Origin of the sequence: Stappia indica (genome assembly GCF_009789575.1) — a bacterium.
In the GTDB taxonomy this organism is placed as follows: Bacteria; Pseudomonadota; Alphaproteobacteria; order Rhizobiales; family Stappiaceae; genus Stappia; species Stappia indica_A.
In genome coordinates, this window is the sequence record NZ_CP046908.1 from 673,306 (window position 1) to 695,259 (window position 21,954).

General features: G+C 68.6%; 16 protein-coding genes. 10 read left to right on the forward strand and 6 right to left on the reverse strand.

Annotated features, from left to right (window positions below):
* The first annotated feature begins 34 nt into the window (after positions 1-34).
* Complete coding sequence (locus GH266_RS03090; RefSeq protein ID WP_158192582.1) at positions 35-1,441, forward strand: peptidoglycan DD-metalloendopeptidase family protein; 1,407 nt, start codon at positions 35-37, stop codon at positions 1,439-1,441.
* A gap of 83 nt (positions 1,442-1,524) precedes the next feature.
* Here the strand turns inward: GH266_RS03090 and prfB are convergent.
* From prfB to GH266_RS03105, 3 genes are all read right to left on the reverse strand, one after another.
* Positions 1,525-2,656, reverse strand: a protein-coding gene (gene prfB / locus GH266_RS03095) for a peptide chain release factor 2 (protein ID WP_158192583.1) whose coding sequence is annotated in 2 segments (ribosomal slippage) — positions 1,525-2,586 and positions 2,588-2,656 — 1,131 coding nt in all. Because the reading frame shifts where the segments join, the coding sequence is not laid out codon by codon here.
* Between the two features lie 204 nt (positions 2,657-2,860).
* The gene (locus tag GH266_RS03100) at positions 2,861-5,302 is read right to left on the reverse strand and encodes a penicillin-binding protein 1A (protein WP_209001611.1); all 2,442 of its coding nucleotides are present in this window, start codon (positions 5,300-5,302) and stop codon (positions 2,861-2,863) included.
* Between the two features lie 291 nt (positions 5,303-5,593).
* Complete coding sequence (locus GH266_RS03105; protein WP_244953767.1) at positions 5,594-6,907, reverse strand: N-acetylmuramoyl-L-alanine amidase; 1,314 nt, start codon at positions 6,905-6,907, stop codon at positions 5,594-5,596.
* A gap of 915 nt (positions 6,908-7,822) precedes the next feature.
* Here GH266_RS03105 and GH266_RS03110 point away from each other — a divergent pair.
* Positions 7,823-10,483 carry an Rne/Rng family ribonuclease gene (locus tag GH266_RS03110; protein WP_158192585.1) on the forward strand — a complete coding sequence of 887 codons (2,661 nt, stop codon included), beginning with the start codon at positions 7,823-7,825 and terminating at the stop codon, positions 10,481-10,483.
* A gap of 269 nt (positions 10,484-10,752) precedes the next feature.
* Here GH266_RS03110 and GH266_RS03115 read toward each other — a convergent pair whose 3' ends face one another.
* Both GH266_RS03115 and GH266_RS03120 read right to left on the reverse strand, forming a co-directional pair.
* Complete coding sequence (locus tag GH266_RS03115) at positions 10,753-11,280, reverse strand: DUF4405 domain-containing protein (protein WP_158192586.1); 528 nt, start codon at positions 11,278-11,280, stop codon at positions 10,753-10,755.
* A gap of 1,320 nt (positions 11,281-12,600) precedes the next feature.
* Positions 12,601-13,761, reverse strand: a complete 1,161-nt coding sequence (locus GH266_RS03120; RefSeq protein WP_209001532.1) for a pyridoxal phosphate-dependent aminotransferase — start codon at positions 13,759-13,761, stop codon at positions 12,601-12,603.
* 263 nt (positions 13,762-14,024) lie between these two features.
* Here GH266_RS03120 and GH266_RS03125 point away from each other — a divergent pair, with 263 nt between their 5' ends.
* The 6 genes from GH266_RS03125 to aat all read left to right on the forward strand — a co-directional run bounded on the left by GH266_RS03125 (position 14,025) and on the right by aat (position 19,558).
* Positions 14,025-15,470 carry a M48 family metalloprotease gene (locus GH266_RS03125; protein WP_244953768.1) on the forward strand — a complete coding sequence of 482 codons (1,446 nt, stop codon included), beginning with the start codon at positions 14,025-14,027 and terminating at the stop codon, positions 15,468-15,470.
* Positions 15,471-15,528: 58 nt separating this feature from the next.
* Positions 15,529-16,281: a DsbA family protein gene (locus GH266_RS03130; RefSeq protein WP_158192588.1), complete on the forward strand. Its 753-nt coding sequence runs from the start codon at positions 15,529-15,531 to the stop codon at positions 16,279-16,281.
* A 191-nt stretch (positions 16,282-16,472) separates the two neighbouring features.
* Positions 16,473-16,913, forward strand: a complete 441-nt coding sequence (gene aroQ / locus GH266_RS03135; protein ID WP_158192589.1) for a type II 3-dehydroquinate dehydratase — start codon at positions 16,473-16,475, stop codon at positions 16,911-16,913.
* A 53-nt stretch (positions 16,914-16,966) separates the two neighbouring features.
* Positions 16,967-17,419: an acetyl-CoA carboxylase biotin carboxyl carrier protein gene (accB, locus tag GH266_RS03140; RefSeq protein WP_158192590.1), complete on the forward strand. Its 453-nt coding sequence runs from the start codon at positions 16,967-16,969 to the stop codon at positions 17,417-17,419.
* Positions 17,420-17,433: 14 nt separating this feature from the next.
* Complete coding sequence (accC, locus tag GH266_RS03145) at positions 17,434-18,786, forward strand: acetyl-CoA carboxylase biotin carboxylase subunit (RefSeq protein WP_158192591.1); 1,353 nt, start codon at positions 17,434-17,436, stop codon at positions 18,784-18,786.
* An 82-nt stretch (positions 18,787-18,868) separates the two neighbouring features.
* Positions 18,869-19,558: a leucyl/phenylalanyl-tRNA--protein transferase gene (gene aat, locus GH266_RS03150; protein WP_158192592.1), complete on the forward strand. Its 690-nt coding sequence runs from the start codon at positions 18,869-18,871 to the stop codon at positions 19,556-19,558.
* Between the two features lie 5 nt (positions 19,559-19,563).
* On the opposite strand, the gene parA is transcribed toward aat, so the two are convergent.
* Complete coding sequence (gene parA / locus GH266_RS03155; protein ID WP_158192593.1) at positions 19,564-20,214, reverse strand: ParA family partition ATPase; 651 nt, start codon at positions 20,212-20,214, stop codon at positions 19,564-19,566.
* Positions 20,215-20,448: 234 nt separating this feature from the next.
* Here parA and GH266_RS03160 point away from each other — a divergent pair, with 234 nt between their 5' ends.
* Together GH266_RS03160 and GH266_RS03165 are read left to right on the forward strand one after the other, a co-directional pair.
* Positions 20,449-21,156 carry a fumarylacetoacetate hydrolase family protein gene (locus GH266_RS03160; protein ID WP_244953769.1) on the forward strand — a complete coding sequence of 236 codons (708 nt, stop codon included), beginning with the start codon at positions 20,449-20,451 and terminating at the stop codon, positions 21,154-21,156.
* A 3-nt stretch (positions 21,157-21,159) separates the two neighbouring features.
* Positions 21,160-21,945, forward strand: a complete 786-nt coding sequence (locus tag GH266_RS03165) for a lysophospholipid acyltransferase family protein (RefSeq protein WP_158192595.1) — start codon at positions 21,160-21,162, stop codon at positions 21,943-21,945.
* The last annotated feature ends 9 nt before the right edge of the window (positions 21,946-21,954 follow it).

A 21,954-nucleotide genomic window follows, 5' to 3' on the forward strand; every position in this document is an offset into this window, starting at 1 on the left:
GTGTCTGGCACCGCCGGAACGGGTCCACAGACGAATGACAGGACACGCAGGAAACGGCCGCAGGGATTTCGGCAAGCGGAAGGAGCCGCACCGGGTGATCATCGCCCGCGGCGACAATGTCCGCAGCTTCACCATCTCCCCGCTCATGGCCGGAATGGCGACTGCGGTCGGCACCATGCTCGCGGTCGGCTACATCGGCGCGACCGCCTATCTGGTCCTGCGCGACGACATCATCCAGTCTTCCGCCGAGCGCCAGGCGCAGATGCAGCTGTCCTACGAGGACCGCATCGCCTCGCTGCGCTCGCGCATCGACCAGCTGACCAGCCGCCGCGTGCTCGAGCGTCGCAGCATCGAGGAGCAGCTCGCCGACGTGGTCGAGCGCCAGCGCGACCTCGACACCCGCCAGGCGCGGGTCTCCGGCCTGCTGGCCAAGGCAGCCGAGAACGGCATCCGCGTTGCGGTCGGCGGCCCCGTGCCGGCGGCCAAGCCCGCCGCACCGGTCGTCGCGCTCGGCTCGCTCGATGCCCCGACCGGCATCGGCGGCACGCCCGAGCCGATCGATATCTCGCCCGTCCTCAGCCTGCGCGGCACCAAGGCCGACTACAACGCCGCCGCCGAAGCCGCCGCCCGCCAGGGGGCTGCCGCTCCCGGCAAGCCGCTGCGCGACCTTGCACCGGACGCACCGGCGGCCGCAGCTCCTGCAGCGGAGGACACGGCCACCGGCGCTGCCCCCGACCAGCGCGTCGAGCTGATCGACAACGTCACCGCCGCGCTCGCCCGCATGGACAGCGAAGCCCATGCCGCGCTCGATGTCATCGCCGTCACCGCCGAGCGCGATGCGGCGGCCATCGCCGATACCGCAGACGAACTCGGCCTGCAGCTGGCCGGCGCCGACACTCGGCTCGCCCTCGGTCAGGGCGGCCCGTTCATCCCGCTCGCCGGCACGGATTTCGACAAGCGCATCGAGCGCGCCGAGAAGGCGCTCATCGCCCTCTCCGAGATCAAGGACGCCGCGCGCGGCATCCCGCTCGCCTCGCCGGTTCCCGGCGCCGAGCTGTCTTCCTCCTTCGGCCCGCGCGTCGACCCGTTCCTCGGCCGCATGGCCATGCATACGGGCCTCGACTTCCGCGCCACCACCGGCGTCACCATCCGCGCGCCCGCTCCCGGCAAGGTGATCTTCTCGGGGCGCAACGGCGGCTACGGCAAGTCGGTCGAGATCCGCCATCCCAGCGGCGTCGTCACGCGCTTTGCCCATATGAGCCGCGTCTCGGTGAGTGAAGGCGACGAGGTTGCCGCCGGCGATCCTCTCGGCGCAGTCGGCTCCACCGGCCGTTCCACCGGTCCGCACCTGCACTACGAGATCCGCGTCGCCGACCGGCCGCTCAACCCGGCCCGCTTCCTGCGCGCCGGCGAGAAGATCGCAACGCTGCTGGACGATTGAACCGATCGGCATCATCGCAAAACGACAAACGGCGCCCCGAAGGGCGCCGTTTTCGTTTTTGCATGCGGGATGCGCGGAAGACGTTAGTCCACGTCCTCGACGGCGTCCGGAGCCCCGCCGAAGGCGCGCTGCGCCAGCGTCGCTTCCATGAAGTCGTCGAGATCGCCGCCCAGCACGCCGGTCGGATTGGTGCTCTCGACGCCCGTACGCAGGTCCTTCACCAGCTGGTAGGGCTGCAGCACGTAGGAGCGGATCTGGTGGCCCCAGCCGATCGAGGTCTTCGACGCCGCCTCGGCATTGGCCTTCTCCTCGCGCTTCTGCAGCTCCAGTTCGTAGAGCCGCGCCTTCAGCATCGACCAGGCGGTCGCCCGGTTCTTGTGCTGCGAGCGCTCCGACTGGCACTGCACCACGATGCCGGTCGGCTGGTGGGTGATGCGCACCGCCGAGTCGGTCGTGTTGACGTGCTGTCCGCCCGCGCCCGAGGCGCGATAGGTGTCGATGCGGCAGTCGCTCTCGTTCACCTCGATCTCGATCGAGTCGTCGATGACCGGATAGACCCACACGGAGGCGAAGCTGGTGTGCCGGCGCGCCTGGCTGTCATAGGGCGAGATGCGCACCAGCCGGTGCACGCCCGATTCCGTCTTCAGCCAGCCATAGGCGTTCTCGCCCTTGATCTTGAGGGTCACCGACTTGATGCCGGCCTCCTCGCCATCATGGAGCTCGAGCGTCTCGACCTTGTTGCCGTGCTGCTCCGCCCATCGGGTGTACATGCGCAGCAGCATGCTCGCCCAGTCCTGGCTCTCGGTGCCGCCGGCGCCGGAGTTGATCTCGACATAGCAGTCGTTGCCGTCGGCCTCGCCCGACAGGAGCGAGGCGATCTGGCGCTTGTTGACCTCGGTGCGCAGCGCCTTCAGCGCCGCCTCGGCCTCGCCCACCACGTCCTTGTCGCCTTCCATCTCGCCGAGCTCGATCAGCTCGAGATTGTCGGCAAGGTCGGCTTCCAGCTTGCGCACGCCCGTCAGCCCGTCGTCGAGCTGCTGGCGTTCGCGCATCAGTTTCTGCGCCTTCGCGGGATCGTCCCACAGGGTCGGATCCTCGGAAGCGGCGTTCAGTTCATCCAGACGGACAATCGCGTTGTCCCAGTCAAAGATGCCTCCTCAGCAGGCTTATGGCCTGCTTGATTTCGTCGACCACGGCCTCGGTTTCAGCGCGCATCGCTGTCCTTTCTCGCCAGTTGGGGGTTGCAGTTCGAACAGATGGACGCCGCCAGGGCCAAAGGCCCGGCGGCACGCCCGTTTCGGTCGCGGACCATAGTTGATCGGCCCGCCAATCGCAAACGCCGCAGCCGGGTCTCCCCTGCCGCGGCGCCGAAGTTTTCAGGTCCGCACGCCCGGCAGTGCCGAAGCGCACGTCGTCAGGTCAGTACAGGCCGCCTGTGCCGCTCATCACGGCCTGGCCCGCCTCCGGCGAGACCGTGCGCGGAATGCCGATCTCGTCCTGGAAGCCGATGATCGAATACTCGTCCGGCGGCGCGGTGCCCGGCTTGAAGCCCTCCAGGATCGTACCCGGCGTACCGGCGCCTGCGCGCAGACCCGTCTGACGGTTGATCGGGATCAGCTGCAGCCCCTTGGGCACGCGGAACTCGACCGGCGGCGCATCCTTCAGCGCGGCCTGCATGAAATCGATGAAGATCGGCGCCGCCACCTGGCCGCCCGTCGCACCGCGGCCCATCGGCTTCGGCGTGTCGTAGCCGACGAACACGCCCACCGTCAGGTCCGGCGTGAAGCCGACGAACCAGGCGTCCTTCTCTTCGTTGGTCGTACCGGTCTTGCCGGCGACCGGACGGCCGAGCACCTTGACGCTGGTGGCGGTGCCCCGCTGGACCACGCCTTCCATCATCGAGGTGATCTGGTAGGCGGTCATCGGGTCGAGAACCTGTTCGCGATTGTCGACGAGTTCGGGCTCGCTCTGGTCGGCCCAGTGATCGGTCGCGCAGGTCTCGCAGATCCGCTCCTCGTGCCGGTAGACGGTCTTGCCGTAGCGGTCCTGGATGCGGTCGATCAGCGTCGGGTGCACCTGGCGCCCGCCATTGGCGATCATCGCATAGGCGGTGACCATGCGCATGACCGTGGTCTCGCCCGCGCCCAGCGACATGGAGAGAACCGGCGTCATCGCATCGTAGATGCCGAAGCGCTTGGCATATTCGGCGACCAGCGGCATGCCCATGTCCTGGGCAAGGCGCACGGTCATCACGTTACGCGACAGCTCGATGCCGACACGCAAGGTCGAGGGACCGTAATACTTGCCGCCATAGTTCTGCGGCCGCCACATCGGCAGGCCCGGTCCCTGGGCGATCTCGAACGGCGCGTCCATGATCACGCTCGACGGCGTGTAGCCATTGTCGAGCGCGGCGGCATAGAGGAACGGCTTGAAGGCCGAGCCCGGTTGGCGATAGGCCTGCGTCGCGCGGTTGAACTCGCTCTGGGAGAAGGAGAAGCCGCCGACCATCGCCAGCACGCGGCCCGTATAGGGGTCCATCGCCACCAGCGCGCCGGAGACGCTCGGGAACTGGCGCAGCTCGTAGGTCTCGCCCTCGCCCTTCTCGACGTAGACGACGTCGCCCGGCGACAGCACGTCGCCGGCATCGGTCGGCGAGCGGCCGCTGACCCGGGCCCACTTCATGCCGGACAGCGGCAGGGTCACGCGCTCGCGCTCCGTCGACAGCTGGCCATTGGTCTCGCGCGTCGGCTGCAGGCCGATCTCGGCCCCGTCCGCGGCGACCGAGAGCACCACCGCCAGACGCCATTCGGGAACGTCCGGCATGCCCTCGATCTTGGCAAGCTCGACGCCCCAGTCGGCCGCACCCGGCTCGATCTTCTGCACCGGACCGCGCCAGCCGCCGCGGCGCTGGTCGAAGGAGATCAGCCCGTCCATCAGCGCCTTGCGCGCCATCGCCTGCAGCTTGGGGTCGAGGGTCGAGCGAACCGACAGGCCGCCCTCGTAAAGGCGCGTCTCGCCATACATGGCGGCGATCTCGCGCCGGACTTCCTCGGAGAAATATTCGGAGGCGAACAGGTGCGTGCCGCGCGAGCGCAGCTTGACCGACAGCGGCTTGGCCTTGGCTTCCTCGCCCGCCAGGCTGTCGACATAGCCGTTCTCGATCATGCGATCGATCACCCAGTTGCGGCGCTCGATGGCCGCATCGCGCTCGCGGAACGGATGGTAGTTGTTCGGCCCCTTGGGCAGCGCGGCGAGATAGGCCACCTCTTCCAGGGTCAGCTCGTGCACCGACTTGTCGAAATACAGCAGCGAGGCCGCGGCAACGCCATAGGCGCCGACGCCGAGATAGATCTCGTTGAGATAGAGCTCGAGGATCTCGTCCTTGGTGTAGGCCTGCTCGATGCGCAGGGCCAGGATCGCCTCCTTGACCTTGCGCTCCATCGACACCTCGTTGGTCAGCAGGAAGTTCTTCGCCACCTGCTGGGTGATCGTCGAGGCGCCCTGCGGACGGCGGCCGGACCCGTAATTGCGCACATAGGCGACCGCGGCACGGGCGATGCCCTCCGGATCGATGCCCAGATGCGAGTAGAAGTTCTTGTCCTCGGCCGAAATATAGGCCTGCTTCAGCAGGTCCGGGATCGCCTGGATCGGCAGGAACAGCCGCCGCTCCTTGGCGTACTCAGCCATCAGCTGGCCGTCGGCCGCGTGCACGCGGGTCATCACCGGCGGCTCGTAGTTCTTGAGCGCGGTGTAATCCGGCAGGTCCTCGGACATGTCCTGGAGGAACAGCCAGACGCCCGCGGCCACGAGCAGTCCCAGCACGGCGCCGATGCCGAACAGGTAGCCGAAGAGTTTGATCAGGAACTTCATATATCCGGCTCGTCTATCCCGGTAATCTCGATCTTGCGTCGCAGGTCAGGCCGGCACGCATCGCTTCGACGCGCGTCCGGAGCAGTCTGCCGTCCGGTCCGGCAAGATGCCTGGTGCGGGAGGCTGCCCCGCCGTCATGCCCCTGTTTGCGTCCCCTCGCAATAGCGGATTCGGGGCTTTACGTCCCCTCGTTCCGCATTGCGGCGAACCGCCCGGGATCATGCCCCGCAACACCACCTCCATCCTTGACCAATATGGCGATGCTGAGGCGGGACCGCTTGACTACTCGACCTGCTCCTCCGGCTCGGCCGCCGCCTGGCCCGCCGTGGTGCGCGACATCTGCATCGCGCCGTCGCCGAAGCGCCGGCCGAAATAGCCGTCGATGGCCGAAACGAGGGCCTGCGACATGCGCCCGCGCCATTCGTCGGTGGTCATCAGCTTTTCGTCGAGACGGTTCGACAGATAGCCGAGCTCGACCAGGGCGGACGGCACGTCATGCGCCGTCAGCACGCGAAATCCGGCGGATCTCTGCGGATTCTTGACCAGCTGTGCCGTTCCGCGCAGCTCGTTCACCAGCGTGCGGGCGAACAGGAAGGAGAATTTCTTGGTCTCCTGCCGCGCCAGGTCGATCAGGATATCGGTGACGTCGTCGGGCTCGTTGGCAAGGTCGATGCCGGCAATCACGTCCGAGCGGTTCTCGCGCTCGGCAAGGGCTGCGGCAATTTCGTCGCTGGCCGTCTCGGACAAGGTGTAGACGCCGGCACCGCGCACCTGCTCGCGGCCGATTCGCACCGAGTCGGCATGGACCGACAGCAGCAGGTCGGCCTCCATCTCGCGGGCGATGTGCACCCGCTCGCGCAGCGGGATGAAGACGTCGTCGTCCCGCGTCATGTGCACCTCGTAGCGCCCACTCGCCACCAGCTTGTCGCGCAGCAGCCGGGCGAAATCGAGCACCACCGCCTTTTCCAGCGTGCCGGACGTGCCCCGCGCGCCCGTGTCGATGCCGCCGTGGCCGGGGTCGAGCACGATCAGCGGCTTGTCGCGGCGGCGCACCGCGGTGAGCTTGTCGCCCTTGCGCGAGGCCAGCGGCGCCGGCGCCTGCGCGGTCTCGAGGAAGGTCTCGCGGCTGGTGCCGACAAGGTCCAGCACCAGGCGCGCCGGCTGGTCGGAGACCGGCGGCAGCACGAAGGACTTGTCGACCGCGACCGGACCGGACGCGTCGAGCACGATGCGGGACTTGCCGGCCGCGAACATGCCGAAGCGCCAGGCGGTGATCAGCCCGCGCCCGTCCTGCCCCGCCGTCGGCGGCAGCTCGAAGCTCACCTGCGGCAGGTCGATGACGACGCGATAGGGATCGGACAGGGTCGAGACGGCGAATTCGACCGGCGCCGACAGGTCCATGATGAAGCGGGTGCGCGTTTCGTCGCCGGCAACACGCGCTTCGCGCGCCACGGCCGGCGCGCCGGCGCTCGGCGTCACGGCAGCCTGCGCGGATGCGGCCTGCGAGGTGGCCGTCTCGGCCGCGACAGGCCCCGCCGGCAGCGCCAGGCCGGCGGCAAGCGCCAGCAGCCATGTCTTGCGTGCGAAGATCGTCACTCGATATGCCTCTCGCCGGTCCCTGCCCGCCCCGCCGGTTTACTGCAGCAAGATGTAGCGCGTCGCAAGTTAACCTTTCATTGACGATACGACGCGGCACCCGCAAATGCGAGGCGCAGCGGCACGGATGCACGCAAAGGTCGACACCTGCCTGCAAGCGTACTTGCCATATGCCTTTCGCGACCGTAAAAGAAATGCGACGGGTCCGGGATTTGAATCTGATTCAACCTGGGTCTCTCTGGTGCCATCTGGCGGCGTCCGGTCAAGCCAACTGTGCTTTCGTAGACAGCGAACATCACTTGGCAGCGGCGCCCGGCAGGGTGGCCATCGAATTCGTGCGTTCCCGGTCTGCGTGGCGAAAGCCGAACACCGGGACCCGGTCGATGGTGCCGCACGTCATCGATGCCTCGAGCCCGCAATGGCACGTCGCGCATCGACGACGCCCCGCACCCCGGACGCTTGCGTCCCGACCGGCGCTCCGTAGCGCCCCCCGGCCGCCCCTTCGGCGCCGCGGGAAGCTCGCCGCGGATCGAGGCGCATGAAGCGTCCGGCTGCGTTCAGCGCATCCGGCGTACGATGGCGGCAAGGCTGGCCGGAGCCCCCCCGTCTCGACTTGCCACCGAGGCCGCCTCAGCGCCCGGAACGCAAGTCGGCAGGACTGACACATCCGGCCCGCCGCGAGGCAGTGGCCGCCGCAACATGGCTTACTGGGCGCTGCAATGAACCAATGCGCGAAGACGATCCACAACGGACACGAGGCCGCCGTCACCGGCGTCGCCGGGTCCGGACGGATCGCCGCGCGGTGCAGCACCCCTTCGTCTTTCATCACACCGCAGAACAGAACGACCGCCTTCGCGCGGATCCGGACGAGCGTGACAAGCCGCCCGGGCGCGACGGTCGTGGAGACACCCATCAATGGCAAACAAGATGCTTATCGATGCCGCGCACCCGGAGGAGACCCGGGTCGTCGTGGTGCGCGGAAACAGGGTCGAGGAATTTGATTTCGAGGCCGCGAACCGCAAGCAGCTTCGCGGCAACATCTATCTGGCCAAGGTAACGCGCGTCGAGCCGTCGCTGCAGGCCGCCTTCGTCGACTACGGCGGCAATCGTCACGGCTTCCTGGCCTTCGGCGAGATCCATCCCGACTACTACCAGATCCCGATGGCCGACCGTCAGGCGCTCATCGAAGAGGAGGAAGCGGAGGCCGCCCGCGCCGACGAGGACGAGCGTCCCTCGCGCCGCAAGAGCAGGACCGCCAAGCCCGCCGAGCAGGAGAACGGCGACGCCGTCTCGTCCGACGATCACGAGAACGGCGAAGACGACGTCGAGTCGGTCGGCGCGGAAGACGCGCTGGAGGAGCTGCCCCAGCGCGCCCGCAAGCACCGCAAGCAGTACAAGATCCAGGAAGTGATCAAGCGCCGGCAAGTGCTCCTGGTGCAGGTCGTCAAGGAAGAGCGCGGCAACAAGGGCGCTGCTCTGACCACCTACCTGTCGCTGGCCGGCCGCTATTCGGTGCTGATGCCGAACACCGCCCGTGGCGGCGGCATCTCGCGCAAGATCACCACCCCGACCGACCGCAAGCGTCTGAAGAAGATCGCTTCCGAGCTGGAAGTGCCGCAGGGCATGGGCGTGATCCTGCGCACCGCCGGCGCCAGCCGCACCAAGGCCGAGATCAAGCGCGATTTCGAGTACCTGATGCGGCTCTGGGAGAACGTGCGCGACCTGACGCTGCAATCGTCGGCGCCCTACCTCGTCTATGAGGAGGGCTCGCTGATCAAGCGCTCGATCCGCGACCTCTACAACAAGGACATCGACCAGGTCCTGGTGGCCGGCGACGAAGGCTATCGCGAAGCCAAGGACTTCATGCGCATGCTCATGCCGAGCCATGCCAAGAACGTCCAGCCCTACAAGGACGCGACGCCGGTTTTCTCGCGCTTCATGGTCGAGAGCCAGCTCGACGCCATGTTCTCGCCGCAGGTGACGCTGAAGTCGGGCGGCTACATCGTCATCAACCAGACCGAGGCGCTGGTTGCCATCGACGTCAACTCCGGAAAGTCGACGCGCGAACACAATATCGAGGACACCGCCGTCCAGACGAACCTGGAAGCGGCGGAGGAAGTGGCGCGCCAGCTGAGGCTGCGCGACCTTGCCGGCCTGATCGTGATCGACTTCATCGACATGGAGGAGAACAAGAACAATCGGGCCGTCGAGCGCAAGCTGAAGGACTGCCTGAAGAACGACCGGGCCCGCATCCAGGTCGGCCGCATCTCGCATTTCGGCCTTCTGGAGATGTCGCGCCAGCGCATCCGCACCGGCGTCCTGGAAAGCTCCATGACCCCCTGCCCGCACTGCCACGGCACGGGCATGATCCGCTCGGTGGAATCGGTGGCGCTGCATGTGCTGCGCTCGCTTGAGGACCACCTGCTGAAGGGCGCGACGCACAATCTGATCGTCCGCACGACGACCGAGGCGGCGCTCTACATCCTGAACCAGAAGCGCGGCCACCTCGCCGACCTGGAGGCCCGCTTCGGCCTCGAGGTGACGGTGCAGGCCGGCCACATGGACAGCGGCCAGCACTATGTGCTGGAGCGCGGCGAGCCGATCGAGGCGCGCCCGGACGCGGCCCCGCGCATGATCCAGCCCTCCACCGTAATGCCGATGTCGGTGGAAGAGGACGAAGAGATCGACGAAGTCGAGATCGAGGTCGAAGAGGACGAGGAGGAGACCCCGCGCGGCTCCTCCGCCCGCGACCGCGACGAGGGCGACGACGAGAATGGCGGGCGCAAGCGCCGCCGCCGCCGCCGTCGCCGGCGTCCGGGCTCCGACGACGACCAGCCGCAGCAGGCTCGCCAGGCCGACGCCGATGAAGGCGACGAGGACGGCGAGAGCGAGAGCGACGGCGAAGGCGAGACCAGCGCCGCCGGCCGCCAGGAAGAGGGCGACGAGGACGAGCGCTCGCGCCGCAAGCGCCGCCGTGGCCGCCGGGGCGGTCGCCGCAGCCGCCGCGATGGCGAGGGCGAGAACGGCGAGAACGAAAACGGCGATGCGCCTGCGCAGGCCTCCGAAGGCGGCGAGAGCGATGCCGAGACCGGGGCTGATGCCGGAGCCGATGCCGGGACCGGGGATAGCGTGAGCGAGCCCGCAGGCGCCGAGACGGCTGCCGAGGAGACGGCGGGCGCGGACGAGGCTGTGGCCGAAGCCGCGAGCGAGACGGCTTCCGAGGCTCCCGCCGAGACGGACGAGCCGGCGGCAGAGGCTGACGAAGCTGTGGCCGAGACCGTGGCCGAGGAACCTGCAACGCAGGCCGAGGCACCGGCGGAAGAGCCGGCCGAGCCGGTCGCGGCCGCTGCCGAAGCTGCTGAAGAGACGGGCGAAACCGTGGCCGAAGAGGCTCCGGTGGAGGCTGTCGCAGAAGAGGCTTCCGAGCCTGCCGAGCCCGAGGCGCCAGCCCAGCCGGCAGCTCCGAGCGAGCCTGTCGTGGTGCGCGAGACCGTCTCCAAGGACGGCAGCACCGAGGAGACCGACCCGGACGGCCCGAAGCGGTCCGGCTGGTGGCAGCGCCGCAGCTTCTTCTGATCTTCCATCCATGACATGACGACGGCGCCCGGGGATATCCGGGCGCCGTTTTCGTTTTGCGGAATTTTGGAAAATTTCGAGACGGATTTTGCAAAATCCCGTCTCGAAATCGGCAAAAATCGAGACGCGCCCGCAAAATCGGCCAGGCGGGCGGAACCGGCCGCCTGCGGGGACAAGTCGGAACCGACGCGCGCCGAAAAGCCCCCTCTCTCGCCTCGCCGCCGACGGCACTATCCCCGGGAGGCGCGAAACTTGTCCCCGCGGCCCTGTCAGGGCTTAGGATCTTCCGCAAAGGCCACATCGGCGATGAGGCCCGGACCGGCGGGCTTGCCGGAGGTGCTGGCGATCTCGGCGAGCGAGGCGGAGGCCAGGTCGCCGTCCAGCGTCACGACATAGCCCTTGGCGGCGAGACGCGCGGCCAGCGCCTGCGGCGTCAGTTCGAAGAGCGGCGCGACCTCGGCGATGGTGCCGTTCTCGATCGCCGACAGGGCGGCGCGCATCGGGTTGCCGCCGCTGGCACCGGCGGTCAGCACCGGGACGGCGAAGGCCAGCGAGGCGGCAAGGCCGAGGGCGGCGGGAACGACAAGCTGGCGCCGCTTCAGGTAGCCGGCAAGGCCGGGCCAGTTGCGCCACAGATGCACGGCGACGGGCGCCAGCAGCACCATGGACAGCCATTCGTGCATGCCATGGAAGGCGGCCGAGCCCCAATGGAAGAACAGGGCGATGCCGGACACGGCGGAGACGGCGAAAAGAACGATGGTGAACGTGGTTCCGTGGGTTTTCAGGACGCGAAGCATGATGCTCTCCGAAACTGGTCTGCCTCCTCTGCAGCAAGGCGTGGCAGAGGCGCGCGACCCCGGCAACGGGCAAGCTGTAACGGTCTGTCGCAAGGCCGTGCGCCGCGACAGATCCGGACAGTTTTGACCAGGCGCCGTCCGGGAGGATGAAACGCGAGGGCGGCGCGCGGAGTGAAGCACGGGAGAGTGTCGCGCGCCGTGAAGCGGGCGTGTATCGGGACGGCTTCGCCACTCCCTCCGCTGTCATACCTGCGAAGGCAGGTATCCAGTATCCGCCGGGGGCGGCGATGGTGCGAGGGCGGAACTCCAGCATGGCCGCGCTGAGGCCCGAGCCGGACGGTCGGTGGTTACTGGGTCCCGGTCTTCGGCTGCGCCGAAACCGGGACGACAGCCGAAGGGTGGGATCACGGCGGTCGGATGATCACCGAAGAGCAGAGGCACGGCGCCGCCTCCCTCTCGGAGGTCATCCCGGCCGCAGGCGAAGCCGGATAGCCGGGAACCATTGGCACCCTCAGCGGGTGTGAGGCGGAGGACGGTGGCAGCGCAGCCCCTGCGCTCAGACCTCTCCTCGCGTCTTCCCGGACGAGGCCGCAAGGCCGAAGATCCGGGACCGGAGAGGCACGGCGGGTGTGGGGTTGTTCCAGAGTGCCATCTTGAGGTCCTCGGCTCTCCGGTCCCGGGTCGCGCTGCGCTTGGCCGGGGTGACGAACCGAGAGGACGGTGCACGAGAGCGAGCGCCGTCCGGGAGGACGAAAGGGGAGGGCGGCGCGCGGAGTGAAGCACGGGAGAGTGTCGCGCGCCGTGAAGCGGGCGTGTATCGGGACGGCTTCGCCACCTTCCCGGCTGTCATACCTGCGAAGGCAGGTATCCAGTATCCGCCGGGGGCGGCGGTGGTGCGAGGGCGGAACTCCAGCATGGCCGCGCTGAGGCCCGAGCCGGACGGTCGGTGGTTACTGGGTCCCGGTCTTCGGCTGCGCCGAAACCGGGACGACAGCCGAGGGGTGGGGAACCATTGGCGGCTCATTTCCGCCGTTCCTTACGCGCCTGCCTCTCATCCCGTCATTCCGGACGGTCTGCGGCGCAGCCGCATGGCCAGATCCGGAATCCAGCGGACCAGCCGCGCCAAAGGCGCGCTGCATTCGGCTTTTGACGCTGGGAAGCGCGGGCTGACGCCCGCGGCTGATGTCTGGATGCCGGATCGCGCGATGACGCTACCGCGTCCCGCGGTCCGGCATGACGGGAGCGTGCGGGTGCGAGTGATGCGCGGGGCACGGCCGGTGAGCAGTTAGGCGATCCCCCATACTCGACGGACAGCCCCCCTCACCCCGCCCGGGACAGCCAGTCGGCGAGCCGCTCGACCGCCTCAGTGATGACGGCGTGATCGCCGGCGAAGGAAAAGCGCATGTAGGACCGGCCGTTGACCGGATCGAAGTCCGGGCCGGGCGTTGCCGCGATGCCGGCTTCTTCCAAGAGGCGCGAGGCGAAGGCGAGGCTGTCATTGGCGAAGGGGCGGATGCCGGCATAGAGGTAGAAGGCACCGTCGACGGGGAGCAGCTCGGTAAAGCCGAGCTGCGGCATGCGCTCCAGCAGCAGCGCGCGGTTGCGGGCGTAGCCGGCCTTCACCGCCTCCAGCTCGTCGCGCGCATCGAAGGCGGCCGCTGCCGCCCGCTGCGACAGTTCCGGCGGCGAGATGTAGAGGCTTTGCGCGATGCGCTCGACCGGGCGCACCAGGTCCTCCGGCAGCACCATCCAGCCGATGCGCCAGCCGGTCATGCAGTAGTATTTCGAGAAGCTGTTGATGACGATGGCCTTGTCGGTGAAGGACAGCGCCGTCTCCTGCTCGCCGTCGAAGACGAGGCCGTGATAGATCTCGTCGGAGATGAAGCGGATATCGAGCGCCTCGCAGGCATCGCTCAAGGCCTTGAGCGCCTGCGGCGTCATCATCGTGCCGGTGGGATTGGCCGGAGAGGCGACCAGCACGCCCTTGAGCGGGCCCTCGCGATGGGCGGCCTCGAGCAGCTCCGGCGTCAGGGCCCAGCGGGTGTCGGCGCCGACCTCGATCTCGACCGGCACCAGACCCAGCGCTTTCAGGATGTTGCGATAGGCCGGATAGCCGGGCGCTGTGATCGCCACACGGTCGCCGACATCGAAGGCGGCGAGGAAGGCGAGGTTGAAACCGGCCGACGAGCCGGTGGTGGCGACGATCCGCGACAGCGGCACATCGAGGCCGTGGGTGTCGCGATAATAGCCGGCAATCGCCTGCCGCAGGCTGGCCAGCCCGCGCGCCTCGGTATAGCCGATGCGCCCGCCCTCCAGCGCCGCACGGGCCGCCGCGAGCACGGGCGCGGGCGCCGCCGCGCCGGGCTGGCCGACCTCCATATGCAGGATGTGCCGGCCCTCCGCCTCCAGCGTGTTGGCGCGCGACAGCACGTCCATGGCGAGGAACGGCTCGACTTCGGACCGGCGGGAAGGATGCGACATGGATAACGTCCTGTGTTCGGTCTGGGCAGCAATCTGCGGCACGCGGCCCCGCCTGCCCATCTCGCGCCGCATTTTCCGCGTCTAGACGAAAGGCAGGAGGCTTGGGCTGGGCGGTTGACCGCCCTTCACCGGCTCCCTACCCTTCGCGCGCGTCGCTGTCGAGGCTCGGGATGGACCGCGGGTGCGGATTTTGCCCGCAAGGCCCGGCCCCGCGCGGCAGGCAAAAGGCAGAACAGGCCAGCAGAACAGGCAAGAGGCAGAAGATGGGGTCCTTCCGCTCGCTCGACCGCAACCGTCCGGGATCGCCCGCGATGTACAGCAGCTCGGCGCGCAGGCTGCTGCGCCGCACGGCGGCGCTGGCCATGGCCGGCGTGCTGGCACTGACGCCGATGGGCACGGCCGCGCAGGCGCAAGGCGGCATTCCGCTGGTGCGCGATGCCGAGACGGAAGCCTTGATGCGCGACTATGCCGGGCCGATCTTCGATGCGGCCGGCATCGCCCGCCAGCAGGTCGATATCGTTCTGGTCAACCGCAACGACTTCAACGCCTTCGTCGCCGATGCCCGGCGCATCTTCATCAATGTCGGCGTGATCACCGATGCGGAGACGCCCGGCGAGGTGATCGGCGTGCTGGCGCACGAGACCGGCCACATCACCGGCAACCACCTGGTGCGGCTGCGCCAGGCGCTGGCCAATGCCCAGATCATCGCCGTGATCGGCGCGGTGCTGGGTGCAGGTGCCGTCGTCGCCGGCTCCAGCTCGGGCTCCAGCGGCATCTCGCAAGGCGGCGCCGGCGCGCTGACCGCAGGCGCAGGCCTTGCCCAACGCTCGCTGCTGGCCTATCGGCGCGGCGAGGAATCGATCGCCGACCGCGCCGCCCTCACCTTCCTGCAGAAGACCCGCCAGTCGGCGCGCGGCATGCTGAAGACCTTCGCGCGCTTCGCCGACCAGACGCTGTTTTCGGCGCAATACACCGATCCTTACGCGCAGAGCCACCCGATGCCGCGCGAGCGGCTGACCCAGCTGGAGACGGTGGCGCGCCAGAGCCCCTACTGGGACGCGCCGGAAAACCCGCAGCTGCAGGCCCGCCACGACATGGTGCGCGCCAAGCTGATCGCCTTCACCGCCCATCCGAACACGGTGGCGCGCGACTACCCGCGCTCCGACAGCTCGCTGCCGGCCGAATATGCGCGCGCGGTGGTGACCATGCGCACCCGCAGCCGCAAGGAAGCGGTCGAGGCCATCGACAAGCTGATCCGCCGGCAGCCGGACAACCCCTATTTTTACGAACTCAAAGGCCAGGCGCTGCTGGAATCAGGCAACCCGAAGGCGGCCATCGCGCCGTTCCGCCAGGCCTTGAGCCTGCGCCCGCGGGAGGCGCAGTTCCAGATCTGGCTGGGCTTCGCGCTGGTCGCGGCCAACGACACATCGCTGCTGCCGGAGGCCGAGAAGATCCTCAAGGCCGGCCTGCAGGTGGACGAGAACTCGCCCATCGGCCATTCGCAGCTGGCCATCGCGCTCGGCCGACAGGGCAAGACGGCGGAGGCGGATGTGGCGACCGCAAGGGGCCTGATGGCGCGCGGGGATTTCGAGGCCGCCAAGCGCTACGCCGCCCGTGCACAAAAAAAATTGAAGCGGGGCACGCCCGCATGGCTGCAAGCCGATGATATCGTGTCCTATAAACCCCCGAAGCTCCCCGGACGGTCGTGACCGCGCCGCAAGGATGCAAGGCACTCACGCCGGCAGGGCCCGGCCGCTGGAGATCCGAATGAAGAAACTCGTACTGGCCGCCGCCGCGATGCTGGCGCTCTTCCTGTCGCCGATGGCGCTTGCCCAGGACACGCCGCTGCAGCGCGGCGACGTCGAGACCATCGTACGCGAGTACCTGGTCAAGAACCCGGAAGTGATCCGCGAGGCGCTGGAGGAGCTGGAGCGCCGCGAGCTCGCCGCCGCCAGCAAGGCCCGCTCGGACGCGCTGTCGAGCGTCGCCGACATCCTGTTCGAGTCCACCCGTCAGGTGGAGCTCGGCAACCGCGAGGGCGACGTCACGCTGGTCGAGTTCTTCGACTACAATTGCGGCTACTGCAAGCGGGCCATGGCCGACATGGAGCGGCTGCTGGAAGAGGACGACAAGCTGCGCATCGTCCTGAAGGAATTCCCGGTGCTGGGCCAGGGCTCGGTCGAGGCGGCGCAGGTCGCCGTTGCGGTCAACATCGTCGCGCCGGAGAAGTATCACGACTTCCACCGCGAGTTGATGGGCCTGCGCGGCCAGGCCAACAAGGCGGCGGCGCTGGCCGCGGCCAAGACCGCGGGCATCGACACGGCCAAGGTCGAGGAGACGCTGGGCAAGAGCGAGGTGAACACCGCCATCGAGGAGGTCTACATGCTCGCCAACCGGCTCGGCCTGACCGGCACCCCGTCCTATGTGATCGGCGACGAGGTGGTGATGGGCGCGGTCGGCTACGACCAGCTCAAGGGCAAGATCTCGGCCATGCGCAATTGCGGCCAGGCGACCTGCTGAGGCCGCCGGCGACGGGCGCGCGGGGTGAGCAAAGCGGGAAGATCAGGTCTTTTCCTCATCCGCGCGAGTGCCTATAAGAGGCGGGATGTCGCGACGCGGCGCGAGGGTGCGCCGCGTTGCCCCTTGTCGGGCTTCTGGACCGGACTTTCGACACCAGCAGGTTCGCCGCCGGGACCCTTGAAGAGGATTGCATGTCCGCCTCGATCTACGTCCTCAACGGACCGAACCTCAACCGGCTCGGGACCCGGGAGCCTTCCACCTACGGAACGGCGACGCTGGCCGATATCGAGCGGCTGTGCCGCGATGTCGGCGAGGATCTCGATCTCGACATCGAGTTCCGCCAGTCCAACCACGAGGGCGTGCTGGTCGACTGGATCCAGGAAGCGGGCGACGTCGCCCAGGGCCTGGTGATCAATCCGGCGGCCTATACCCACACCTCGGTGGCGCTTCACGACGCGATCCGGGCAGCGCAGATCCCGACCGTCGAGGTCCATCTGACGAACGTCCACGCCCGCGAGGCGTTCCGCCACCACTCCTACGTTTCGCCGGTCGCGCTCGGCGTGATCTGCGGTTTCGGCCCGACGGGCTACCGGCTGGCGCTGGAAGCGCTGTCGACCGTCATCAGGCCATGACCTGCGGGCGCACAGGCGCGCCTTAACAACCACGAAAAGATCAAGACAAGCCCATGTCGGAAAAGAAAAACCAGCTCGACCAGGACCTGATTCGCCAGCTCGCGGCACTGCTCGACGAGACCAACCTGACCGAGATCGAGCTCGAGCGGGACGATTTCCGCGTCCGCGTCGCCCGTCAGGTCACCGTCGAGGCGCCGGTCTCCATCGGCCGCGCCGCAGCTCCCGCCGTCGCCGCACCGGCGCCGGTCGCCCCCGCCGAGGCCGCCAACCATCCGGGCGCCGTGACCTCGCCGATGGTCGGCACCGCCTACCGCTCGCCGGAGCCGGGCGCGCGCACCTTCGTCGAGATCGGCGACACGGTTGCCGCCGGCGACACGCTGCTGATCGTCGAAGCCATGAAGACCATGAACCAGATCGCGGCGCCGCGCGCCGGACGGGTGACGGCGATCTTCGTCGAAGACGGCCAGCCCGTGGAGTACGGCGAGCCCCTCGTCGTCATCGAGTGACGGGGACCGAGCCCATGTTCTCCAAGATCCTGATCGCCAACCGGGGCGAGATCGCGCTGCGCGTGCTGCGCGCGTGCAAGGAGCTTGGCATCCAGACGGTGGCCGTGCACTCGACCGCCGATGCCGATGCCATGCATGTGCGCCTTGCCGACGAGAGCGTCTGCATCGGCCCGCCGGCCGCGCGCGACAGCTACCTCAACATCCCGCAGCTGCTGGCCGCCTGCGAGATCACCGGCGCCGACGCGGTGCATCCCGGCTACGGCTTCCTGTCGGAAAACTCCCGCTTCGCCGAGATCCTGGAGGCGCACAACATCGCCTTCATCGGGCCGACGGCCGAGCATATCCGCATCATGGGCGACAAGATCGCCGCCAAGCAGACGGCGCGCGACCTCGGCATCCCGGTGGTTCCCGGCTCCGACGGCGCGGTGACGCCGAGCGACGATGCCCATGCGATCGCCCGCGAGATCGGCTATCCGGTGCTGGTCAAGGCCGCTGCCGGCGGCGGCGGACGCGGCATGAAGGTGGCGCTCACCGAAAAGGACCTCGACACCGCGCTGTCGACGGCCCGTTCGGAAGCCAAGGCCGCCTTCGGCGACGATGCGCTCTACATGGAGAAGTATCTCGGCAAGCCGCGCCACATCGAGATCCAGGTGCTGGGCGACGGCCGGGGCAATGCCATCCATCTGGGCGAGCGCGACTGCTCGCTGCAGCGCCGCCACCAGAAGGTCTGGGAGGAGGCTCCCTCCCCGGCGCTGAACGCGGCGCAGCGCAAGGAGATCGGCGAGATCGTCGCCACTGCCATGCGCAAGCTGAAATACCGCGGCGTCGGCACGATCGAGTTCCTCTACGAGGACGGCAAGTTCTACTTCATCGAGATGAACACCCGCCTGCAGGTGGAGCATCCGGTGACGGAGATGATCACCGGCATCGACCTGGTCAACGAGCAGATCCGCATCGCCTCGGGCGCCGAGCTGACGCTGCGCCAGGAGGACGTGCTGTTCGAGGGCCATGCCATCGAATGCCGCATCAATGCCGAGAACCCGCGCACCTTCGCGCCCTCGCCCGGCCAGATCAGCTACTATCACCCGCCGGGGGGCCTGGGCGTGCGCGTCGATTCCGGCGTCTATCAGGGCTACCGGATCCCGCCGCACTACGACAGCCTGATCGGCAAGCTGATCGTGCACGGCCGCAACCGGGTGGAGTGCATGATGCGGCTGCGGCGCTGCCTCGACGAGTTCGTCGTCGACGGCATCCAGTCGACGATCCCGCTGTTCCGCGACCTGGTCGACAACCAGGACATCGCCAACGGCATGTACGACATCCACTGGCTCGAGAAGTATCTCGCCGCCAAGTCGGACGACGACTGACGGGACGGACGGCGCCGCGAGCCGGCGCCGTCTCCCGAAGTTTGCAGGCGCGCGTTTGACGAGCCTGCCAGGAAGGGCAGCCATGGCCGGGAACACCCACGATCCGCTGGTCATCACGCCGCAGGTGCTGCTCAAGGCCTATGCCTGCGGCATCTTTCCCATGGCCGAGTCGGCCGAGGATCCCAACCTCTTCTGGATCGAGCCGGAGCATCGCGGCGTCCTGCCGCTCGAGAGCTTCCACATCCCCCGCCGCCTGCGCCGCACCCTGCGCCAGGACGTGTTCGAGATCCGCGTCGACCACGACTTCCAGGGCGTGATCGACGGCTGCGCCGCCCCGGCGGACGGCCGCCGCAAGACCTGGATCAACCGCGAGATCCGCCGCCTCTACGGCGCGCTCTACGACATGGGCTACTGCCATACGGTGGAAGCCTGGCGCGGCGGCGAGCTGGTCGGCGGGCTCTACGGCGTGTCGCTGGGCGGCGCCTTCTTCGGCGAGAGCATGTTCGCCCGCGAGCGCGATGCCTCCAAGGTGGCGCTGAGCCATCTGGTGGCGCGGCTGATCGCCGGCGGCTACCACCTGCTCGACGCGCAGTTCGTCACCGAGCACCTGGCCCAGTTCGGCGCGGAAGAAGTGCCGAAGGCGATCTACGACAGGCAGCTGAGCGCCGCGCTCAATCACTATGGCGACTTCCTGGCCCTGTCCGACCGGGTCACGGGCGCTGAGGCGCTGGCCGTGATCGACAGCGCGCAGGACAGCTCGGACAGGGACTGAGCTCCCTAAAACTCCAGGCCGAGCAGCCGCGCGACCTCTTCGGCCAGCAGGCGCGCCTCGTCCGCGCCCTTGCCGCGCGGCTCCGTCTCCAGGATCGTCAGCCCCTCGCCCATCGAGGCGGCGAAGGCCGTACGGTTGCCGAGCCGGGCGGAGGCGACGGTGAAGCCGTTCTCGCCGATCAGCCCCATCACCTCGGCCGTCAGCGCGGCGCGCGGCGGCACGCGGTTCAGCACGACGAGCGAGTCGGTGCCCTCACGCCTGGCGATGTCGACCGTCTGGCCGGTGGCCCACAGGTCGACCTGCGTCGGCTGCATCGGCACCAGCACGAGGTCGGCGGCCTCGATGGCCGGGCGCACGTCGGAATCGGTCTTGGGCGGCGTGTCGAGGATGACGAGGCCATGGTCGCGGGCGAGCGAGCGCGCCTCGCGCCGGGCGCCCCAGCCGCTGGAGGTGCGGAAGGTCAGGCCGGTCGTCCCGTCGCCGAGCGAGCCCTCGCGGGCCTCGTACCAGGTGCCGAGCGAGCCTTGCGGATCGATGTCGACCACGGCGACCGGAAAGGCGCCGCGCGCGGCCAGCGCCACCGCAAGATGCGCCGCCAGCGTCGTCTTGCCCGAGCCGCCCTTTTGCTGCGCGACAGAAATGATACGCCCCGTCATGGTCTGCTCCCGCAGGTTCCGTCTTCGCTCGTGCCGTCCATCAGTGTTGCCCGCCATTGTTGCATTGCAAAAAATCAAAGACAATCGCCATCATGGTGGCCGCCGGGCGAGGCATGCGCAAGCGCCGTCCCCTCTTCCGTCCCCTCTTCCGCCCCCTCTGGACCGGGCAAGGCCGAGGGCGTAAACAAGGGCCCGCCGGCCGTCCCGCACCGTTCCATCCGCAGGAGATTTTCCGTGACCGACCATGTGATTGCGCCTCCTGCCGCGGCCGATGTCGCCGTCGAGGGAACGGATGCGCGCTTCCCCATCCGCCGGGTCTTCTGCGTCGGGCGCAACTATGCCGCCCATGCCCGCGAGATGGGCAAGGACCCGGACCGGGAGCCGCCGTTCTTCTTCACCAAGCCGGCGGACGCGGTGTGCGATGCCGGCGGCACCCTCCCCTATCCGCCGCTGACGCAGGACCTGCATCACGAGGTGGAGCTGGTGGTCGCCATCGGCCGCGGCGGGCGCGACATCGCGCCGGAGGATGCGGAAAACCACATCTGGGGCTACGGCATCGGCATCGACCTGACGCGCCGCGACCTGCAGCAGCAGGCCAAGGACCTCGGCCGCCCCTGGGACTGGGGCAAGGCCTTCGACCGGTCCGCCCCCTGTTCGCCGCTGGTGCCGGCAAGCCGCATCGGCCACCCGAAGAGCGGGCGTATTTCCCTGTCGGTGAACGGCGAGATCCGCCAGCAGGGCGACCTGGCCGACCAGATCTGGCCGGTCGCCGATATCGTCGCGATCTGCAGCGCCTCGGTGGAGCTGAGGCCGGGCGACCTGATCTTCACCGGAACGCCGGCCGGCGTTGCCGCGCTGAAGCCGGGCGACCGGCTGGAGGGCGAGATCGAGGGCGTGGCGCGGCTCAGCCTTGCCATCGGCGCGCCGCAGGACCGGGGCTGATCCATGGCCACAGACGGCACACCGATGCCCGCCGGGGCCGACTGGACGCCGCCGCGGGCGAGCGCCCTCGTGGTGCTGCGCTCGCTGGTCTTCCAGGGCTTGGTGATCGCCTCCCTTGTGCTGCTGGCGCCGGCCTGCCTCTTCATGATCCTGCCGCGAGCCGTGACGCGGGTCGTCGCGCGCATCGTGGTGCATGGCTGGCTGGGCCTGCTGCGGCTGACCGTCGGGCTTGCTTACGAGGTGCGCGGGCGCGAGCACCTGCCGGACGGGCCGTGCCTGATCGCCGCCAAGCACCAGTCGGCCTTCGAGACGCTGGCGCTGCAAGTGATCCTGAAGGACCCGGCCTTCGTGCTGAAGCGCGAGCTGACGCTGATCCCGGTCGCCGGCTGGGGCATGTGGCGGCTCGGCCATATCGCCATCGACCGCTCGGCCGGCGCCAGCGCCCTGATGAGCCTGATCCGCCAGGCCAAGCAGCGGGTCGCGGAAGGCCGGCAGGTGGTGATCTTTCCCGAAGGCACGCGCAGCACGCCGCTGTCCGCCCCGACCTATCGCCCCGGCGTTGCCGCGCTCTACCGGGCGCTGCAGGTGCCGTGCGTGCCGGTGGCGCTGAATTCCGGCGTGTTCTGGCCGCGCAACAGCGCGTGGAAGTTTCCCGGCCGCATCATCATCGAGTTCCTGCCGACAATCCCGGCAGGGCTCGCGTCCGGTCCGTTCATGGAGCGGCTGGAGCAGCAGGTGGAGGAGCGCACCGAGGCGCTCGTCGCCGAGGCGGACGACGCGCGGCGCTGAAGACCCCCG

Excerpts from the sequence above, each read along its gene's own strand:
- GH266_RS03090 (WP_158192582.1), top strand. The coding sequence starts at position 35 with ATGACAGGACACGCAGGAAACGGCCGCAGGGATTTCGGCAAGCGGAAG.
- GH266_RS03110 (WP_158192585.1), top strand. The coding sequence starts at position 7,823 with ATGGCAAACAAGATGCTTATCGATGCCGCGCACCCGGAGGAGACCCGG.
- GH266_RS03115 (WP_158192586.1), bottom strand. The coding sequence starts at position 11,280 with ATGCTTCGCGTCCTGAAAACCCACGGAACCACGTTCACCATCGTTCTT.
- GH266_RS03120 (WP_209001532.1), bottom strand. The coding sequence starts at position 13,761 with ATGTCGCATCCTTCCCGCCGGTCCGAAGTCGAGCCGTTCCTCGCCATG.
- GH266_RS03125 (WP_244953768.1), top strand. The coding sequence starts at position 14,025 with ATGGGGTCCTTCCGCTCGCTCGACCGCAACCGTCCGGGATCGCCCGCG.
- GH266_RS03130 (WP_158192588.1), top strand. The coding sequence starts at position 15,529 with ATGAAGAAACTCGTACTGGCCGCCGCCGCGATGCTGGCGCTCTTCCTG.
- aroQ (WP_158192589.1), top strand. The coding sequence starts at position 16,473 with ATGTCCGCCTCGATCTACGTCCTCAACGGACCGAACCTCAACCGGCTC.
- accB (WP_158192590.1), top strand. The coding sequence starts at position 16,967 with ATGTCGGAAAAGAAAAACCAGCTCGACCAGGACCTGATTCGCCAGCTC.
- accC (WP_158192591.1), top strand. The coding sequence starts at position 17,434 with ATGTTCTCCAAGATCCTGATCGCCAACCGGGGCGAGATCGCGCTGCGC.
- aat (WP_158192592.1), top strand. The coding sequence starts at position 18,869 with ATGGCCGGGAACACCCACGATCCGCTGGTCATCACGCCGCAGGTGCTG.
- parA (WP_158192593.1), bottom strand. The coding sequence starts at position 20,214 with ATGACGGGGCGTATCATTTCTGTCGCGCAGCAAAAGGGCGGCTCGGGC.
- GH266_RS03165 (WP_158192595.1), top strand. The coding sequence starts at position 21,160 with ATGGCCACAGACGGCACACCGATGCCCGCCGGGGCCGACTGGACGCCG.